Annotated in this window: 14 protein-coding genes and 1 riboswitch; of the genes, 2 read left to right on the top strand and 12 right to left on the bottom strand. The window is 46.2% G+C overall.

The genetic code is table 11. From position 1 onward, the window contains the following. Positions 1-61: 61 nt before the first annotated feature. From BF9343_RS12975 to BF9343_RS12920, 12 genes are all read right to left on the bottom strand, one after another. On the bottom strand, positions 62-586 hold the full coding sequence (locus BF9343_RS12975) for a threonine/serine exporter family protein (protein ID WP_005788377.1): 525 nt from the start codon (positions 584-586) through the stop codon (positions 62-64). After that, positions 583-1356 (bottom strand): threonine/serine exporter family protein, encoded by a 774-nt coding sequence (locus BF9343_RS12970; protein WP_005788374.1) that lies wholly within the window; start codon positions 1354-1356, stop codon positions 583-585. The genes BF9343_RS12975 and BF9343_RS12970 overlap by 4 nt, the downstream gene beginning before the upstream one ends. 9 nt (positions 1357-1365) lie before the next feature. Continuing rightward, on the bottom strand, positions 1366-1614 hold the full coding sequence (locus tag BF9343_RS12965) for a hypothetical protein (protein ID WP_010993108.1): 249 nt from the start codon (positions 1612-1614) through the stop codon (positions 1366-1368). A gap of 428 nt (positions 1615-2042) precedes the next feature. Then, the gene (locus tag BF9343_RS12960) at positions 2043-3092 is read right to left on the bottom strand and encodes a ribonucleotide-diphosphate reductase subunit beta (protein WP_010993107.1); all 1050 of its coding nucleotides are present in this window, start codon (positions 3090-3092) and stop codon (positions 2043-2045) included. Positions 3093-3117: 25 nt separating this feature from the next. Further along, entirely contained in the window at positions 3118-5637 is a 2520-nt protein-coding gene (locus BF9343_RS12955) for a ribonucleoside-diphosphate reductase subunit alpha (RefSeq protein WP_005788368.1), read from the bottom strand. Positions 5638-5702: 65 nt separating this feature from the next. Then, a riboswitch (cobalamin riboswitch) is annotated at positions 5703-5924 on the bottom strand. 172 nt (positions 5925-6096) lie between these two features. Next, positions 6097-6423, bottom strand: a complete 327-nt coding sequence (locus tag BF9343_RS12950) for a DUF2149 domain-containing protein (protein ID WP_005778408.1) — start codon at positions 6421-6423, stop codon at positions 6097-6099. Next, a complete protein-coding gene (locus BF9343_RS12945) occupies positions 6420-7022 on the bottom strand; it encodes a MotA/TolQ/ExbB proton channel family protein (RefSeq protein WP_005788367.1) in 603 nt (200 codons plus the stop codon). The genes BF9343_RS12950 and BF9343_RS12945 overlap by 4 nt, the downstream gene beginning before the upstream one ends. Before the next feature lie 44 nt (positions 7023-7066). Next, the gene (locus BF9343_RS12940) at positions 7067-7750 is read right to left on the bottom strand and encodes a hypothetical protein (RefSeq protein ID WP_005788365.1); all 684 of its coding nucleotides are present in this window, start codon (positions 7748-7750) and stop codon (positions 7067-7069) included. 8 nt (positions 7751-7758) lie between these two features. Next, positions 7759-12078: a cobaltochelatase subunit CobN gene (locus tag BF9343_RS12935; protein ID WP_010993106.1), complete on the bottom strand. Its 4320-nt coding sequence runs from the start codon at positions 12076-12078 to the stop codon at positions 7759-7761. Between the two features lie 84 nt (positions 12079-12162). Next, positions 12163-14307, bottom strand: coding sequence for a TonB-dependent receptor (locus BF9343_RS12930; RefSeq protein ID WP_005815393.1), 2145 nt, complete (start codon positions 14305-14307; stop codon positions 12163-12165). A 29-nt stretch (positions 14308-14336) separates the two neighbouring features. Next, positions 14337-15008 (bottom strand): HmuY family protein, encoded by a 672-nt coding sequence (locus BF9343_RS12925; RefSeq protein ID WP_010993105.1) that lies wholly within the window; start codon positions 15006-15008, stop codon positions 14337-14339. 6 nt (positions 15009-15014) lie between these two features. Next, the gene (locus tag BF9343_RS12920) at positions 15015-15866 is read right to left on the bottom strand and encodes a calycin-like domain-containing protein (RefSeq protein ID WP_005793335.1); all 852 of its coding nucleotides are present in this window, start codon (positions 15864-15866) and stop codon (positions 15015-15017) included. A 605-nt stretch (positions 15867-16471) separates the two neighbouring features. Here BF9343_RS12920 and BF9343_RS12915 point away from each other — a divergent pair. Next, entirely contained in the window at positions 16472-16816 is a 345-nt protein-coding gene (locus BF9343_RS12915; protein ID WP_005788354.1) for a DUF6686 family protein, read from the top strand. 47 nt (positions 16817-16863) lie between these two features. Then, positions 16864-17772: a cation diffusion facilitator family transporter gene (locus BF9343_RS12910; protein ID WP_010993104.1), complete on the top strand. Its 909-nt coding sequence runs from the start codon at positions 16864-16866 to the stop codon at positions 17770-17772. Positions 17773-18334: the final 562 nt, after the last annotated feature.

The following is an 18334-nucleotide window of genomic DNA, read 5'->3' as shown; positions in this document are numbered from 1 at the left end:
GACGTTGTAAAAACAGATCCCTATTCGCCATTTTAGATATTTATCTATAATATGAATGCCGTCATCCTTTTTTTACCAACTTTTTCAGTAAACGGGTAGCTGTGAATGATTGGCGGTGGAAGATGAATACCGGTACGGCTGCCCCTACGACCAAGGCAAATAAAACGAAGATGGTGGTACTGCCATTGTGGCAAAAATCTACCAGGTATCGCAGTGAATCGGTTTCATCTTTAGTCTGCATGAACTTTGTCAGTGCAAGGATACTTTTATAAGCAAACATTCCCGGAATCATGGGCAAGAGAGACGGAAACGAGAAAACCTCTGCCGGGCAGTGAATCGCTTTGGCAAAAGGGATGGCTAATAAACCGATGGAAACAGCTGCAAAGAATGAAGCCGTAGCAATGTCCATCGTAAACAGATGTGCATGCATCAGAAAGTAACGTAATCCGTGACCTACAGCCGCCAGGAAAGCAGAGATCAATATGGCTTTTCGTGGTGGATTCGATATAATAGCAAATCCGATAGCGGCTACGGCAGCGAATGCACCGTCGAGTACGGTGGCTGTTATAAAATCTATATTCATCATAAGGTGCTGATTCCGGTGATTAAAAGGGTCATTGAAAGGCCGATCGCTATACAGATGATAAGCAGACAGGCGTTAATAAATCTCGATGTTCCGGCCAATACATGTCCGTCGATGATGTCCATGATGGCGTTGATCAGCGGTACACCCGGAATCAGATAAAGTACGCTGGTACCTAAAGCCATATCCGGAGTGTCACCCCAGTGCATCAGATAGCCCGTACTACCGATCATGGAAGCAATGAACGACGAAATGATGAATATTGCCAGATGATTCCAGTGACGTCCCATCAGTTCGGTACGGACAAAGAATCCGGCCAAGGTGGCTACAAATACGATTCCCATGGAAATAAAGTCACCTTGGAACAGGCGGCAGAAAGATGCGTTGGCAAAGGCAACCAGAATCAATACAAGCCATTTACTTTCACGTGGTTTGCTGACAATTTCGTGATAGCGACGTTGGAGCTCGCTGAGAGACAAATGTTCGTCATATGCTTCCCAACTCAGCGTGCTGAGTGCTGAATTAATGGCGAAGTTCAGTCCCATGGGCTTGATCTTGTTTACCGTACTGTATGAATGCGAATTGTCGGCATCGCGTAATGTCATGATGATGGTTTTCTGAAAGATTGTCATGTCACAGAAGAAGCCGAAAGATTCAGCGATTCGTGAGGTGTTTCGTACGATTCGTGATGTTTGTACGCCTACGGCCATCAGACTGGTCGAATATTCAGACAGGAATTTAGATAGTTCTTTTAGTTCTTGGTGGATGTCCATAAGGTTGGGTTAATGGTGAGTTTTTCTCGTCTTGATGATGCGGTTGATAATCAGGGCAGCAATATAGGCTACGGCGAATCCGATAATGGAAAAAATAGCCGGTTCTTGCTCTTTAAATGATTTCCGGTGCATGCCCGGTGTTGTGGCGGTGTAAGTGGCGATGGTCCTGGGAGTTTCCTGTGTTGCTGTTACAGGTTCACTGACCTGGCAACTGTCGGTAGTGGAAGCTGTAGCTTCCATGGTGTTGGTTACTAACATTTCTTTTTACTTTTTCTTAAATCTGTGTGATACATACATGTTGCTTTTCCGCATTTCCGGCGTATGGGAGGAAATGTGGTTAATGTGTCAGTACAGTGTTTCGATTTCGGTTTAGGTTTTGAGTGGGGGAAGAGGATGTGTGAATAATGACACACCCTTGAATTGCGTCTTTTCGGGGTACAAAGGTAATTAAAAAAATCAGGGGTCAAAAGTTTTTTGAATGAAGAAAGGATTTGAATGATTTATGATGGACGAGGAACCATTGCTGATGAATATTTTTTTAATGTGGTCATGTATATATCCTATTGTTCGGGTATTCATTGATAATGTGAATCAGTAATTGAATTTCATACCGCATAGGTCTCTCAAGAACTGATTCACATGAATGATCCATTGTTTATCGTTGATTGCCCGGAAACATAGACTATTTATAAATCATCTTCCAGCGCAGTACTTTTGGCATACGCCGTACTTTTCGCTTCGAAGAAGTCCGTTTTTACCATGTTGGCATTTGAATATTGCGATACCCAATGCATGCTTTCCGGTTCCTTCCGGTTGTCTTCGTACAGAGGAGTGTAACCCAGGCTACTCCAACGGAGATTACCCAGAAAGTGGATATAGTCAGAGATCATTTGTCGGTTGAGGCCCTGGATTTGGTCGCCTATTACATATTGTCCCCATGCGATTTCCTGTTTCACTCCTTCACGCATCATCTCTTCATACACTTTCACCTTGTCAGGCGTAAACAGTTCCGGTTCTTCCTTCTTCAACTCCAGAATGATGTTGCGAAATAGCCAGAGATGGGTGTTTTCATCCCGGTTGATGTAACGGATTTCCTGAGCCGATCCGGACATCTTTCCGTTACGGCTCAGATTGTAGAAAAACATAAAACCGCTGTAGAAGTAAATACCTTCAAGGATGTAATTGGCAATTAGGGTCTTCATCAAGGCAAATCCGTCACGATTTTCCTGGAATTCATTGTAGCAATTGCCGATAAACGTATTTCTCCTTAGCAGATGTTCGTCTGTTTTCCATTGATACAAAATGTCATTGCGTTCCTCCGGACTACAGATAGAGTCGAGCATATAGCTGTAGCTCTGGCTGTGTACACACTCTTGAAATGCTTGAATATGCAGGCAGAGGTTGACTTCGTTTGCCGTGATGTATTCGCTGAGTGTCGGGAGATTGTTACTCTGCAAAGAATCCAGGAAGACGAGGAAGCTCAGAATTTTATCATACGCTGTTCGTTCGGCCGGGGTCAGATGGGGATAGTCCTTGGTATCTTGTGTCAGATTGATTTCTTCAGGTATCCAGAAGTTATTCATGGCCTGACGATACCAGTCGCTTACCCATTGGTATCGCATGTTATTGAAATCATTCAGATTGGTTGTATTGCCTCCGATCATCTTTCTGAAACGGGTTTCTGTATCACCTTCGGGATTGAAGAGGGCATTTTTCTTTAATTTTTTTGTTTCCATATCGTTTTCTTGTTTATTTGTTTATTTAAGATGCACAGCTTTCGCATTCTTCCACTTCCAATGATTTACTGCGAACGTAATATACCGTTTTTACTCCACATTCCCATGCCAGTAAGTAGAGATCGAGTACTTGTCGCATGGTAAATTCATTGGTGATATACAGGTTTAGGCTTTGAGACTGGTCGATGTGCAACTGCCGGGTGCCTGCCGCACGGATACTCCATTTTTGGTCGAGTGTATAGGCATCTTTATATAACCAGAAGGTTTTGTCTGACAGTGCCGGTGCCACACGTGGCAGCATGGCTCCTTTTTTCTCTTCAAGGAAGAAACGTTTCATTACAGGATCGGTACCGGCAGTGGTTCCCGCGATGATACTGGTACTGCTGGTCGGTGCAATAGCGAGAAGATAGGCGTTTCGCATACCGTTTTCCGCTACTTTGGCTGCCAGCCGATTCCATTCGGGGGAAGTATATCCCCGTTTGCCAAAGTATGCTCCCGTTTGCCAGTCGCTTCCTTCGAAGTATTCATAGCGTCCTTTTTCTTTTGCCAGGTCGGCACTGGCTTCGATGGCTGCATAATTAATCTGTTCGAATACTCGGTCTACAAACCGGAGATGTTCTTCGCTTTCCCAGCGGATATTGCGTATGGCAAGTGCGTGGTGATAACCGCTTACTCCCAGTCCGATACTGCGGTAACGCTGGTTGGTGATTTGCGCAAAAGGGAGTGGATAGAAATTCAGGTCGATAACATTGTCGAGAGCACGCACTACGGTGCTTACTTTCTCCTTTATCTGTTCTTCGTCCTCCAATGGGAGATGCCCCAGCGAGAGGCTGGCAAGATTGCAAACTACAAAGTCGCCGGGCCGTACCGTCTTCACCACTACTGTGTCACCCTCTTCCGTACGTATCTCGGTGGATACCGTTTCGATAGCTGCCATATTTTGTGCTATTTCCGTACAAAGATTCGAACAGTAAATGATGCCCCGGTGAGCATTGGGGTTGGCCCGGTTCACTGTGTCACGGTTGAAGGTGAAGGGAGTACCTGTTTCGACTGCCGATCGCAACACCAATCTGACAATGTCTTTAATGCTTATACTTCTTTTGGAAAGTCGGGTATCGTTTACACAGTCATGGTATCTCTTTTCCCATTCTTCTCCGTAATAATCTTCTAGGCAATACCCTTTGATTGTCATAATCTCGTTAGGGCAGAATAAGTACCATGGTTGGTTAAGGTCTTCCTTAGCCATTTTCCAAAACAGGTCCGGATAACATACCGAAGGAAAAATATCGTGAGCTTTCATCCGGTCATCTCCGTTGTTGGTCCGCAATTGTAAGAATTCCGGCAGGTCTTTGTGCCATACATCCAGATAGACAGCGACGGCACCTTGACGCATACCCAACTGATCAACAGCTACAGCCGTATCGTTCACAAGCTTCATCCATCGAATTACTCCTCCTGCTACACCTTTAAAACCCCGTATATTTCCTCCTGCCGCACGTACTTTGCCAAAGTACATTCCCATGCCGCCACCAAATTTGCTTACCATGGCAAAGTTATCGATACTGCGGTAGATACCTTCTAAACTGTCGGGTACCGTATCGATGAAACAACTTGAAAGTTGATGATAAGGTTTCCGGGCATTCGAGAGGGTAGGAGTGGCCATTGTCACCTCCAAACGACTTAGTAAGTCGTAGAATTTTTTCACCCAAGTCATCCGTTCTTTCTGTTCGGGCATAGCCAGATGGAGGGCGATACCCAGATACATTTCTTGTACGGACTCTGCCGGTTCATGGAGTCGGGTACGGATCAAGTAGCGTTTGACAAGCAGATCCAGTCCGGAATAATTAAATAGTTTGTCCCTGTCAGGGCAGATAAATCCGGCTGCTTCTTCAATCTCCTGTTGCGAGTAGGCCGCCAGTATGTAACTACCGTATAGTCCTTCTTCCGTCAGATAGCGCAGTTTGTCGTAAAACGAACGGATGCCTGCCGATGCCGCCTGCTTTTCCAGTTTCTTCGATAGTTGGAAATTGAGTAGACGGGCCGCGATAAACTCCCAGTCAGGTGCTTCCTGAGTGGTCAGTTCCACGGCAGCCTTAATCAATGCTGCCAAACGTTCGGAATGTGGCATTTCCTGTTTGCAAAACCCTGAAAATTTTTCATAGAGTACAACGAGACTGTATTCGTGGGTGGTGAAGTCTTTCTGAATCTCTTTCAGGACATCCATCACAGTTCCGTCTCCTAATTCATTTATTATGCTGTTGAGTGCTTTTCTGCGTTCAGTCCGTTGCCAGCGGTAGAGTATGTAATTTTTGGCCTCGGCATAAAAGCCGTGTTCCATCAGGCTTTGCTCCACTTTGTCCTGTATCTGTTCGACACTACGGTTTGCGGTATCTTTCCCGACAAAATTCTCCACCTCTTCTACCACCGAATAGATGATTTCGTTACTTACTTCCTGCCCTGTACTGGCAAAACTTTTTCGTATGGCGACGGCAATTTTCTCCCTGTCATAGGGTTCCGTCGTTCCGTTCCTCTTGGTTATTTCCATGAGTTATGTTCTAACTAAATATTTATAGAATCTTTTCGTACCGTTTCCCTAATCCCACGAGTGGAAACAGCCTTTGATAAGCGGCAGGTCTTCTGACTGACTCCTTGTTTCCGACGCCTTCCCGGTGACTCCTTATCTATTTACAAAAAGGTATCCCAGTGGCAACAGTTGTTATCGGAAATTCAGACGGAGCTTCACAGCAGCGGGACTGTCCGGGATTTACACCCGATTCCCTTTTAATCCGGATAGAGGAATGACTATTCGGAACCGATCAGGGAGCAAAGATAATAGAATTTGGAATGGTTGTGCAGAGAGTGTGTTTTAAAAAACAACAACTATTCATAAAAGAGCGGGTGTATTGTTGACTTGTAAAAGAGATGCAGACAAATACATCTTTCGTTGCCGGATGGGCGGATGAAAGATGCGTTTGTCTGCATTTTAAGGATAATCTATTCTTTGTTATTCTTCCGGAACGTAGATGATTTCCCCATTATCGAGTTCATAGGCGATACCTACTTTCTTTCCTTTTTTACCGCTTTTCTGCTGGTCTTCCGAAGGAGTATAACGGTTGATTTTCTGTCCCTCTTTGGTAATAATTTCCATGTTTTCTTTTCCCGGATTTTTCACCATCGTGTAGTCTTCCTGAGAGAAAACCTCGGTCATATTGTAGCGGCTGACAAGAGCTACCATCAGGGCTACGGCAAAAACCATGGCTACATCGAACAGGTTCGATACAACGCTGATCGGGTCAGCATCTTCTTCTTTTCTGAGTAGGTTTCGTTTCATCGGGCCGCACGTTTTTCGTTCAACAATTCAGAAAGGAATTCCAGGTTGGTCATGTCCTGAAGATACCAGCGTTGTTTCACCTGCTGGGTCAAGAAACCTACGGCGCCTGCTACCAGTCCGACAACGGTCGTGGCAAAAGCAATCTGCATGTTATAGGCCATTGAAGCAATGTCGCCGCTTGCCAGTCCGGCAAGGGCAGGTCCCATTGGGATAAGCGTACCCATCAAACCGAGGATAGGTCCGAGCTTTGTCAGAGTTTTAGAGATAGCCAGATCTTTATCGGCGGCTATCTCAAAGTTGGCAAGCAGTCTCTGTATCTGTGCCGGGCTTTCATGTGCCTGGAGCACCTGGCGTATGTACGATATGACTAATGATGATGATTTTTCCGGAAGCTTGTCTGCCAGTTCCATAACGGTGGCAGGAGTGAGTGCATTCAGTTCGTTACGGAGTAGTGCCTCGGTTTTGCGTATTGAGAGATATTGTCCGTAGAAACTGCCGACCAGCAGAAGTGCACGGCCGAATAATACGATAAGCAATACGATGTCAGGAACGAGTAGTCCTGTAGAAATCCAATATAAAATGTCTGATATAATATTCATTGTTGATCTGTTTTAATGAGTTGATTTACTTATTATTTTTGTGATTAATTGATTCTTTTCTTCACCCTTCGCCAAACGAGTCCGATGGCACTGCCGATGATGGTTATTCCACCGACGCCGGCCAGTGCTCCCCAATTTACTTCACTGACTCCGGCTACGGAGGTCCGTCCGTTTACGGTAGCGACAATTCCCAGAATGGCCACCAATGCGTTAGTGAGGAAGAAGAGTTCCAGCCGCAACTCCTTCTCCGGAAGGAGGTAAAGCAGTAACCAACGTCCTACGGGAATGGCTATCAGCACGCAAGCGGCATACATCCATGCCACGGTGGTGAATGGTGTCCCCGGGAAGGCAAAGATAAGATAGACCAGCCCGCTGAATAGTACCGGAAAGATGAGCAGTCCCGGAAACCATCTCAGGAAGCGGTAGGTGAGCAGTGTACGCGGTTTTACCGGATAGGCACTGGCAACATGTACCGCCAGCATGGCATAGGCCATCTGGAGGCTGACTTCGATGGTCAGCAAAACGGAAGTGTCCAGCATCAGGGCTGTGTTACCCAGCCAGTCGGCAATCTGTGTTTTCGATTGTTCGATGGCATACGGCCACATCAGTCCTGCAAACAGGGCGGCAACAGTGGCTATGATGCCGACTGCAACCGTTTTCCAGAAAGTCTGTTTCAGTAGAAAGTTGAATGCTATTAACAGCATTAATACAAGTACGACTGTATCCATACTTCTGATTATTCTGATGTTTTACGACGTTTACGGACAAAGAGTACGAGTGCCAGTATTACCACTACAACGGCTGCACCCACGGCAATGTTGCTCAGGGTTGTCTTTTGCTCTTCCGGTGTCCGGTTTATCTCTTCTTTCTTCATCACCATTCCTTTGGCATCGCCCGAAACTTTCGCTTCGCGTATTTTAGAGATATTTTCTTTGTACTGTGCGGCAGCCGGAGCGTCTGACTTGGACGCGATGTATTCGCGCAGTTTGGCGTTGTCACATACAAAGCCCGAGCACGACGGACGATACTTATTTACCGTCTCCGTATGCAGTTTTGCCAGTTCGGCAACCTGTTCGGCACTTGCTTTCCACAAACCTTTACGGGCACTTTCGAGCATGATGGCAGTCATTTCTTCAAGCGCTGCGGGACTTTGTGTTTCGAAAAATTCTTTCACGTTCAGGTTGTATTCGTCTTTTACGTATACATTGTAAATGTTGTCCCAAAGCTCTTTGTCGATGGCGGTAGGTTTCATTACGTTCCAGCCATATGTATTGGTGACTGTCTCGGCAAATTCCGCAGCAGAGGAAGAGCCGCCTTTCATCTTCTCTTTGATGTAAGCGGGGTTGAGGATGGTGGTACGGCTTTCTACACCGACAGCCTCTTTGACTTCTTGCATGCGCATGTGGTTACGGTTGCGATAATCGCTCAGGTAAGCATCGGGATCTTTGCCGGTCACGTTGCGTACGGCCAGGTTCATACCTCCCATAAACTCGTAGACATGGTCGAGGCTCAATGCGCCCCATGTATTGCTTTGACGAGGCTGAACCACTACGTCCGTGCGGGTCAGTGCGGCTTCGAAGGCATATTTCCGGAAGGCTTCCCAGTTCTTTTCACTGCCATAGTAAGCACCCATGTTATTAAGATAGGTGGCAGCTATCTCTGATTCATCTTCCCAGCGGTCACCGGATTCAACCATCTCCTGAATGCCCGTACCATACATTCCGTTGGCACCGCCGAACACACGGAATGCAGCCATTTCACGGGCATCTTTCGGACTTACCCCTTTCTCGGTCAGTGTCTTTTCGGCTTCTACTACGCTTGCCGCTACCAGATTTTCATATTTGTCGTCTTTGGCAGCTGCAGCCATCTCTACCGCACGATTGATCAGAAAAAGGCGGGAGGCCGCAATGTCGCGTAGTTGCCCCGATGTCTGTACTACTACGTCGATGCGTGGGCGGCCTAATTCGGCAGAAGGAATCAGCTTCAGATCGCTGACACGTCCGAATGCATCACGAACCGGCTCTACACCGAGCATATACAATACTTGTGCGATGGTAGCTCCTCCCGTTTCAATAAACTCGCCGGACCAGAGCGTGTAACTGACCTTACGCGGGATACTGTCATTATGGCGGCGTTGGTAAGTTTCAATGGTTTGCTTGGCAAGTGCAACTCCTTTTTCCCAAGCCGATTCTGACGGAGTGGCTTCTGCATTGATGGCATACATGTTGCGTCCTGTGGGTAGGGTGTTGGGATTGGCAATCGGATCACCACCCGGTGAAGGTGCGGTGTATCCTCCATTGAGGGCATTGAGAAGGCTGGCAAGCTCTTTCTCTGGGCTGGCAGTCAGTTCCGTTTGGTAGTTGCCTACGTTGCGGATGGTGCGTTCCACCTCTGTCAGTGCAAGGGCAAAGTTGATTTCTTCTTTGCTGTATTCCTTTTGAGCCGTTTTTTTCCCCATGGCGGCCATCATGTCCGACATGCCTTTGGTTTTATCCGCTTCCGGCTTATCTCCCTTTGAGGCGTTCATTTTTGCTTCCATTTTCTTCAGGGCTTCCGGATCGGCACCCATTTTTTTTGCCATTTCCATGGCTTTGGATGAATCCATATGTGCGCCCATTTCTTTCATTTTCTTCTTCATGGCTTCTGGTATCTTATCGGCTGTTTTGCCGGTTTTGTCCCCGGCCTTGTTTTTGGCGGCGGCAGCCATCATCATCGCCATCATTCCTTTCGGAGCATTGCGTGAGGTCTCTATTTCTCGTGCTTTTGCCAGTTCTTCGGGATTGACATTGGCAGTGCGGCAGATCAGTTCGTCTGTTGCCAAAGCAGGGTTGGCTATCAGTTTCTCTACTAAGGCACGGGCCGGATTCAGATAGCGTTGGGTGAAGAGAGAGCGATGCTTTTCTACATCGGCTGTTGCTTTGCCACGTTGTTTGTCGAGTGCCAAGAGGCTGTAAGCGATCGGTTCGGTTGTCATGGCAAGTACGGAAGAGGTGATACGCTCCGGTTCATAGGGAACCCCCATGGTATAAAGCTGCCCGGTGATTTTTTCCGTGGCCAGTTCTTCAGCGAAGTTCTCTACACGTGCCACTTCGTCCTCGCTGTATGGGCGGGTCGGCAAGCTGTCCAGCCCCAGTTCACGATGGATGCCCAGTTTCACGGTGAGTGCTTTTACGGCAAGCGACTGCTTTTCTTTCGCTCCTGTGGTGTTATTGTAAATCTTGATTTTCTCCATCAGGTCACGGTAGATGCCCCGTACACTGCTTTCGAGGAAAGGAGGTGTAAGGTAAGATTGCAAGGTAGCATACGAACGTCGTTTGGCTATCATGCCTTCCCCCACGTTGCCGATAGAATATATATAAAGGTGTGGAAGAGCTCCTACAAGGCGGTCGGGCCAGTCATCGCTACACAACGCTACCTGTTTTCGTGGAGTGAACTCAAGGCTTCCGTGCGTACCGAAGTGGATCATTGCGTCTGCCTTAAAACCATGCTGCAACCAAAGATACGAAGCGATATAAGTGTGGGGAGGTGCGGCGTTGGTTCCATGCACCACTTGAAAGGCGTTGTCTCCGCTACCGGCTGCCATCTGCGGCATCAGTACCACATTGCCAAACTGCAATCGTGCGATGCCCAGGCGTCCGTCCGGCGTAGTCATGTATTGGCCGGGGAATTCACCGTTGGCGGCTACCACTTCAGCATATTTTCCGGGGCGTAGCGATGCTTTTACCCAGCTCTCGTATTGTTCTTTAGTCACCAGTTCGGGATTCCCTGTTTTCATAAATTCATCAAATGCGCCTTCTGCATACATTCCGAATACGGCTCCCTGTGCCTGGATCATCTTTTCCAGCTCTTTGGCGCTCTCAGGAAGGTTTTCTATCCGGTAGCCTTCTTTCTTCATTCTCAGCAGCAGGTTGTAGAGTGACGGGCCTACTTCCATTCCGCTTGCTGTGAGGGCATTTTGTCCGGGGCCTTTGTAGTAGACGATGGCTATATGCTTTTCGCTGTTGGGTTTTGTTTTCAAGGTGAGATAATTGTTCACTGTGTTGACAAATGTCTCCAACCGTTCCGGAACGGCGAAAGAGTGTTGCAGTCCTTCATCGTCCTTGTATTGGGCAAAGAGGGCGAACGGACGGATGGCACCGTCAATTTCCGGTGTCACTACGCTTTGCGAAAGAAATCCTCCCGACATACCCATCGGATCGTTTTCCCACTCTTCTACCAGGCTGTTGACTGTGAGTGGTGCAAAGAGAGGGATATTGCGTTCTTTCAGATATTCCACCATATCGTCGCCCATGCGTCCGTGTGCCATATTGATAACAGCGTCCGGTCGTATTTCACGGACGAACTCCATGAAACGGGTGAAAGAAGAGATCGGATATACATTGTGTCCGGCTTTTTCGAGTGCCAGGATTAGTCCTGTGGCATCCGCCATCTGCCCGGTGATCACAACCTTGCGGGCACCTTCATGATAGAGTCCGTTTTCACGAAGGAACTTTTCATAATCGGTTACGTTGAGAAATTCCATTTCATCATCCGGGTTCTTCACTCCGGCATGGTAAAGAATGTCGGTCGGCTTTTCTACCGGTGCTTCCGGTACGGGGGCGGAGATCAGCTTACCATCAATCTCTTTGCGGACATACGAAAGCAGATTCCGGTAATTTACTTTTCCTGCATTAGTCAGGTATTGACGTATTTGACTCATCTGTACCGAATCGAGATTGCAGATATTGTTTGCGGGATTGGTAGCCATGGAGGTGTACACCGGTATACCTTTGTCGGCCGCCCGTTGTATCTGTTGGCGTTGTTCTTCGACGATGCGCAATCCCATACCGTTGACGAACACCATATCATAGCCCGTCAGTTCGTCCAGGTGATCGGTAGAGACCTCCCTTAGTTTGACAAATGAATTGTCGTTCGCCTTCGAAATATTTCCCAGGTTGATGGTCTGGAAATTGACAAAGGCAATCTTCGTGGCACTGAAGTAGGCTTGCCAGACGAATACCCCGACGAGTATTGCCGCAGCCACACAACAAGTGGTGATGATTTGTTTCTTTTTCATATTGTTTTTTGTTCTTTGGTTTATTTCGTTCTTACTAAATGCCGGCCGGACGATCGGAGATATCTGCTGGCTTAGCCTTTTCCGCTATTTTCTGAACATTTGGTCAATGTCCAGCGACAGCCCTACGGAGAAGTTGGTTCCCGTCGTATAGGGTGAATTGGCATAATAATAGTCAGGTCGGTAGTTGAACAGGTTATTGACGGCCATATTCACATTGATCCCTTTCCATACTCTTTGTGTGAGCGTCAGGTTCCACATGGTATATCCCGGATAAGTTACCTTTTCCGTTCCCGCATTCGGATCATTGGAAGTATATTGATTGGTTTTCACCTGTGACAAGGCCCGTCCGTCGAGTGACAGATTGAAGTCATAATGATCCCATGTCTTGCCATACTCCAACCGTACCGTAGCCGAATGGGGGCGGGTAGAGCTGAGTTTGGTCTGTCCGTCACGCATGAACTCGTGGATGTACGTATACGAGATACGTGCACCTATACCGCAAGGATATTTGGCAGAGGCATTGGCATCGATTCCGGCAATGTCTACCCGTGGGGTATTGATATATTTTTGTGCGATCATTCCGTCGGTATCTCTGAAAGAGGTATACTCGATGCGGTCGTGCACCAGGTTATAATATCCTGTCAGCGTAAAATTATAACGGTTTTTGGTATATTCTCCGGAGAGCGAGAAGTTGTGACTGGTTTCCGGCTCCAGATCCGGGTTACCATAAATCATCATGGTGTTTGCCATATAGAAGTTCATGTGCATCTCTTTCAAGGTGGGCGAACGGAACCCCTGCGCATAAGAGCCCCTCAGCGAGCAGTTTCCTATCTTGTACATCAATCCCAGATGCGGTGAGAAATGGCGCACGTTCGATTCGGAGAAGTAGTCGAACCTCAATCCGGCAATCACGTTGAAGTGTTCCGTGGGATTCCAGTCGAACTGTCCGAAAGCATCGGCGGAATGCATGGTATAATCGGCGTTTTCTTTGAACTGATACGACATCAGATAATCTCGTAGATAGTCTCCTCCGACGGTGAGCGTGTTCTTATCGTTGAACGTATAATTGTAAAGCGCGCGTACACTGTGTTGCACATTACTATAGTCGCGGATATCATTCTTATATGATACCAGATAGTCACTTTTGTCGTACTGGTCGAATGTGTAGGCCAGTTCCAGGTTACTTTTCGTGTTGAAGTCGTAGTTTCCTTTCAGCCCGCCACTGAATCCGCGATAACGGTTCTTGGTTTCCGAGGAGGCATCCCGTTCACGGAAATAATAGCCAGCACGTGCCGTCAGTCGCAATTGCTCGTTCGGGGTGAACATCAGGCGTTCCTTCACGTTCCAGGTTTTATTGCCGTTGATGGTCGTATAATCCCCCTGTTTTACGTGAATGGAGTCTATGTTGGTATATTGTACGTTGGTCTGGCTGTAGAACTTGCCGGCATTGAATCCTACCGTACCCCCATGCCGCTGATCATTATGTACTCCGAAACGAGTATTGAGGTTCAGATTCCACGGATCGTCCGAAGCTTTGGTAATGATATTGATTACCCCCCCGATGGCACTTGAACCATACAGCGTAGAGGCCGCGCCTTTCACTATTTCCACTCGTTCTACATTGTCCAGGTTGAGGCGGTTGTAGTCTATGTTATCCAGTGTTTCTCCGGCCAGACGTTCGCCATCTACCAGAAAGAGGACGGCATTACCGCCAAATCCCTGCATGTTGAGCTTTACCTGCTGATCCATTGAATAAGAGAACTCGATACCCGGTAGCTCTACCTGAAGCAATTGTCCGATATGGGTTGCGTCCACTTTCTTCAGATCGCCGGCTGTGATTACCCGGGTGATGATCGGAGCGTCTTTCAGTAGTTTCGGAGTACGTGTTCCGGTGATAACTACGGTACTCAGATTCATCTGATCTTCTTTCAGAATGAAATCGAGACGACCTTGACGGGCAGCTGTTGTTTTTTTTGTAGCGGTCACATATCCCACAAAAGAGACCTGTACGGTATATTCTTTCTGGTCCGGCAGTGTCAGGGTGTAGCGTCCTTCCGTATCGGTGGTGGTGCCGACAGACGGTTTTTCTTTCAGGGTGATGGTGGCACCCACCAGAGGTTCCTGGGTGGTATCGATCACCCTGCCGGATATTTTATGTTGTGCGGCAGCTGCTGTCGTCAACAAGAGGGCTGCGAAGAAGCAATATGCCGATTTTAGTAGTCTTTGCATATTTATTTTTATTTGTCTTTATCAAAGCATTATGGTTCGTATGGGTAGATGTAGTCAAAAGTCATGTATCCCTTTATGCCCGCAGCATTCATGTAACTCACCAGGCGGATGGCAGCCATTGTGTCGTCTTTCATCCTGAGCAGATAGACTTTGTTGGACGGAGTGTAAATGGGAGGCATTTCACTGGTATCGACGTTGAGCCATTTTGAAAGTTCCGGATTGAAGTCAGACGGAGCATAAATCAGATAACCGTTATCCTCCATCATGTGTGAAACGTCGACAGCTATTTTATTTGTGGTCCATTCGTCGGCGACAAAGATACCTTGAGGCATGCTGCCTGCGTTTTTCAGTGCACTCAGGCTTTGATAATCGGTTTCAAGCACCTCACCGCCATTAGTCTTTACATCGTATCGATGAATGGCAAGGTCCCATGTGTCCGGATCATCCGCACCTTCTGCGGTAACTTTGGCCGAGTCAATCTGCAGGGTGTGCAGATTGATGTAGTTCCATTTTGTATATTGGGTAGCATCCACCCGTACCGTACCGCTATGATTGGCATGATCTATCGTAATGAAGCCGAAATCCTTTGCGGTTTCCGGTTCATCATATAGGCTGCTCAATATCCCATTACAAGCTGAGAACGATATAAGCATCGTTCCCAGCAGAGTAATGGCTAAACAAAACAAAATCGCCTTTCTCATGCTTTTTTATTTCTTTCCTTTAAACATTGCGGTAATATCAATTGGCATGGCACCGGGTTTAAAAGTGAAAGTAATATTAGTTTCACTATTGCTCACTGTACCTGAAAGAGTTCCGGTAATTGGGGTGTTGTTGGTATCAGTAGTATTAATGCTTCCTTCAATCTTGAAAATACTATTGTCAGTGCTGGTAACTTTAACATCAGTTACTGTGAAGTCTCCTAAATTCATAGCTCTGCCTGTTTGAGAACTGTTCAAGTTAGATAGTCCTTTAAGAGTAAGCTCTACAGTATCATCCGATGAACGTTTTATGCTGACTTTACAATCTGTGATATCCGGATATGTAGTCGATCCGACACTGACTGATAAATTGGCTTCTTTGTTGTAAGTACCCGAAACGTGATATGATATAGGCAATGTCCCTTGTATAAATTCAATAGTAAGCCCTCCCATCACACTTGGTACATTCACTTTAAGGGTTAGTTTTTGCTGTTCATCTATGCTTCCTGTGAGTGTAAAATCTTTAGCACCTGCAGGTTTATCGTTCATGGAGAGTTCTACCTGTCCCGATCCTTCGAATGTTTTGGAAGTAACTTTAATATTATTCAATTTAAACTCACCGGATCCGGAATCATAGGTTACATTTATAGTGCCATCTTCATTGGGAACAATCGTTGCTACTGATTTTTCACCCATTACATAGTCTGTGAACATGGCACAATTACCTATTGAGTAGCCTTCGTATTTTCCAGCTATCTCCTGAGCCTTATTCGTACCGTCATCATCGTTATTACATGCGCTAAAAAGAGATAACATTCCCAAAAGGAGAAGTGTGCTCGGTGTAAATAATTTCTTTTTCATTGTTAAAAATATAAATGTTAATTAATAGGATTGCCCTTCTTACTTTGTAATTGTTTGCAAAGGTAGGTGGACTAAAAAGGTGTTACAATACCTAAACAGAATGAAAAAGACTGAACTCAGTACCTATTAATAAGTAGATGTGCTGGCGAATAGGGAACGAAAGAGTGGCCTGTGCCATGATCTGTAAAAATATGGTATATACAAGCAAGGAAAAACAACTTTACTTAGCTATTCATTTTGTATATTGTTATCATATATGTGGCAAAGAATTGAAATAGCATGTGATAGTTATGGCTTTTCTGAAAAGTGATCCAAGTGTTATGCTATTGTCCGAAAACAATTCAGTTTTTGAAGACAATAATATCTCTTGTAAGACCTAGGAGTAGTATTGCGGATGGTCGTAGCGGGAGTTTTGGTGATGACTGCAGTAAGGTTGATGGGGTATCCGACCGTTTCTGAACATTGAGATTTCTTCATACTATGATCGTACGGCAGACTTGTCTCCCCATATGTGGCTATCGGTTGTCTGATAATTAGATATTAGTAGGTATTGCCTTCACTTGGTGATCTGCGTACTTTTGTGCCATCACCAAAACGTTAAAGTTATGATGGAACTAATCAGCAGAACCCGCAATGGAATGATTACTTACTGTGCCCATTGTAAAGTGTATCATCTGGAATTTGGCAACCTTTTCTTTCGTCTGTCCGAAGCCGGATTTGAGTGTCTACGCAATTATATTGTATCGATTAACGGACCTTACTGTGAGAGGTCGAACAGGAAAATGAATGCCAACCGGAAGATCTTTCTGAAATTGCCGGCCCAGAATGTCTATTTCTGTGTCTGTACGGCCGAACTTGAAGAACTGAAGTCTCTGGTTTTGCTGCAGTCGCCGGCCGTTGAAGAAACGGATGGCTTGATACCTTTTATGCATGATATTTCATTGAACTAATCTGCCGGTTTGTCTGTTTTTAGAATAGATAAATATCTTAATCGAGCATGGCACATTCTCACGAACATCATCACGAGCACGTCCACGAACTGACGTCGCTCAATAAATCTTTTATAATTGGCATTACGCTGAATATTTTGTTTGTCCTCGTTGAGTTCGGCATCGGTTTCTATTATGATTCTTTGGGGTTGCTTTCCGATGCCGGGCACAACTTGGGCGATGTGGCAAGCCTTGTGCTTGCCATGCTTGCTTTCCGGTTGGCAAAGGTGCATCCCAACAGTCGTTATACATACGGTTATAAAAAGAGTACGGTACTGGTATCTCTGCTCAATGCTGTTATTCTTCTGGTTGCCGTCGGCATTATCATCACCGAGAGTATAGAGAAGTTGTTCCATCCCGTTCCGGTTGAAGGTGCTGCCATTGCCTGGACGGCAGGTGTGGGAGTGGTTATCAATGCCGTTACAGCCTGGCTTTTTATGAAAGATAAGGAAAAAGACCTCAACGTGAAAGGAGCTTATCTGCATATGGCTGCCGATACGTTGGTATCGGTGGGAGTGGTCATTTCGGGTATTATCATCATGTACACCGGTTGGACACTTGTCGATCCGATCATCGGCCTGGTGATTGCCGTCATCATTGTCATCTCAACCTGGAGCTTACTGCACGACAGCCTCCGCCTTTCGCTCGACGGAGTCCCGATGGGAATAGATAGTGAAAAGATCGGGCGGGTTATCCTGGAGCAACCCGGTGTGGAGAGTTATCACCATCTGCATATCTGGGCATTGAGCACTACCGAAACAGCATTGACTGCCCATATCGTGATAGGCGATCTCCGCCGTATGGAAGAGGTAAAGCGCGAGGTTAAGCATGAACTGGAACATGTCGGGATCACTCATGCCACTTTAGAATTTGAGTATAAAGGAGCATGTTGCGAAGGGGAGGATTGTATTTCTTAAAGTATATTTTCGAAGAAAAGAGCAATTTGTCAAATTGATATTTAAAATCTTGTAGAATCCCGTATTTGTATCCCTCGTTGGGAGTTGTTCGGAAAAACACCGGGAAATGCCGTTGGCGATTTTGTGTTCGGATACTTAATGTGCCGCATGAACTGCTATCTGTCGCTGATTCGGTTGTAATATGTGAAATATGGATCTCTTATTACCTATATCGTTGCTTTCTGACACTTGGTCGCCGTTCGGAAGCGTGGACGAAGTAGAGTAAAACAGTCTTTTTCAAAGCCTTTTTCCGGTTAGGTTATACCATTTTGACCGGATGATTACTTCATCCGGTAAGTATGGTTACGGCATACTGGCCGGATGGTTACTCCCTTTTTTGTCTATCCTTATTGTTTTTCTGTAAAAGTGAAAAACAGAACCCCGTTTTCAGGACTTCTGGAAGGGGTGAAGTTGGCTGCTAAGTCTTCCGGTTACCCTATATGACCGTTTTTAAATAGAGGGTGCGTTAGCAGAATCTTTTAATTTCTGTCTTTTTGATTGTAAAATATCCGTTCCGCTTTCC

Source organism: Bacteroides fragilis NCTC 9343 (genome assembly GCF_000025985.1).
Lineage (GTDB): Bacteria > Bacteroidota > Bacteroidia > Bacteroidales > Bacteroidaceae > Bacteroides > Bacteroides fragilis.
This window is presented reverse-complemented; position numbering and strand designations above follow the sequence as displayed.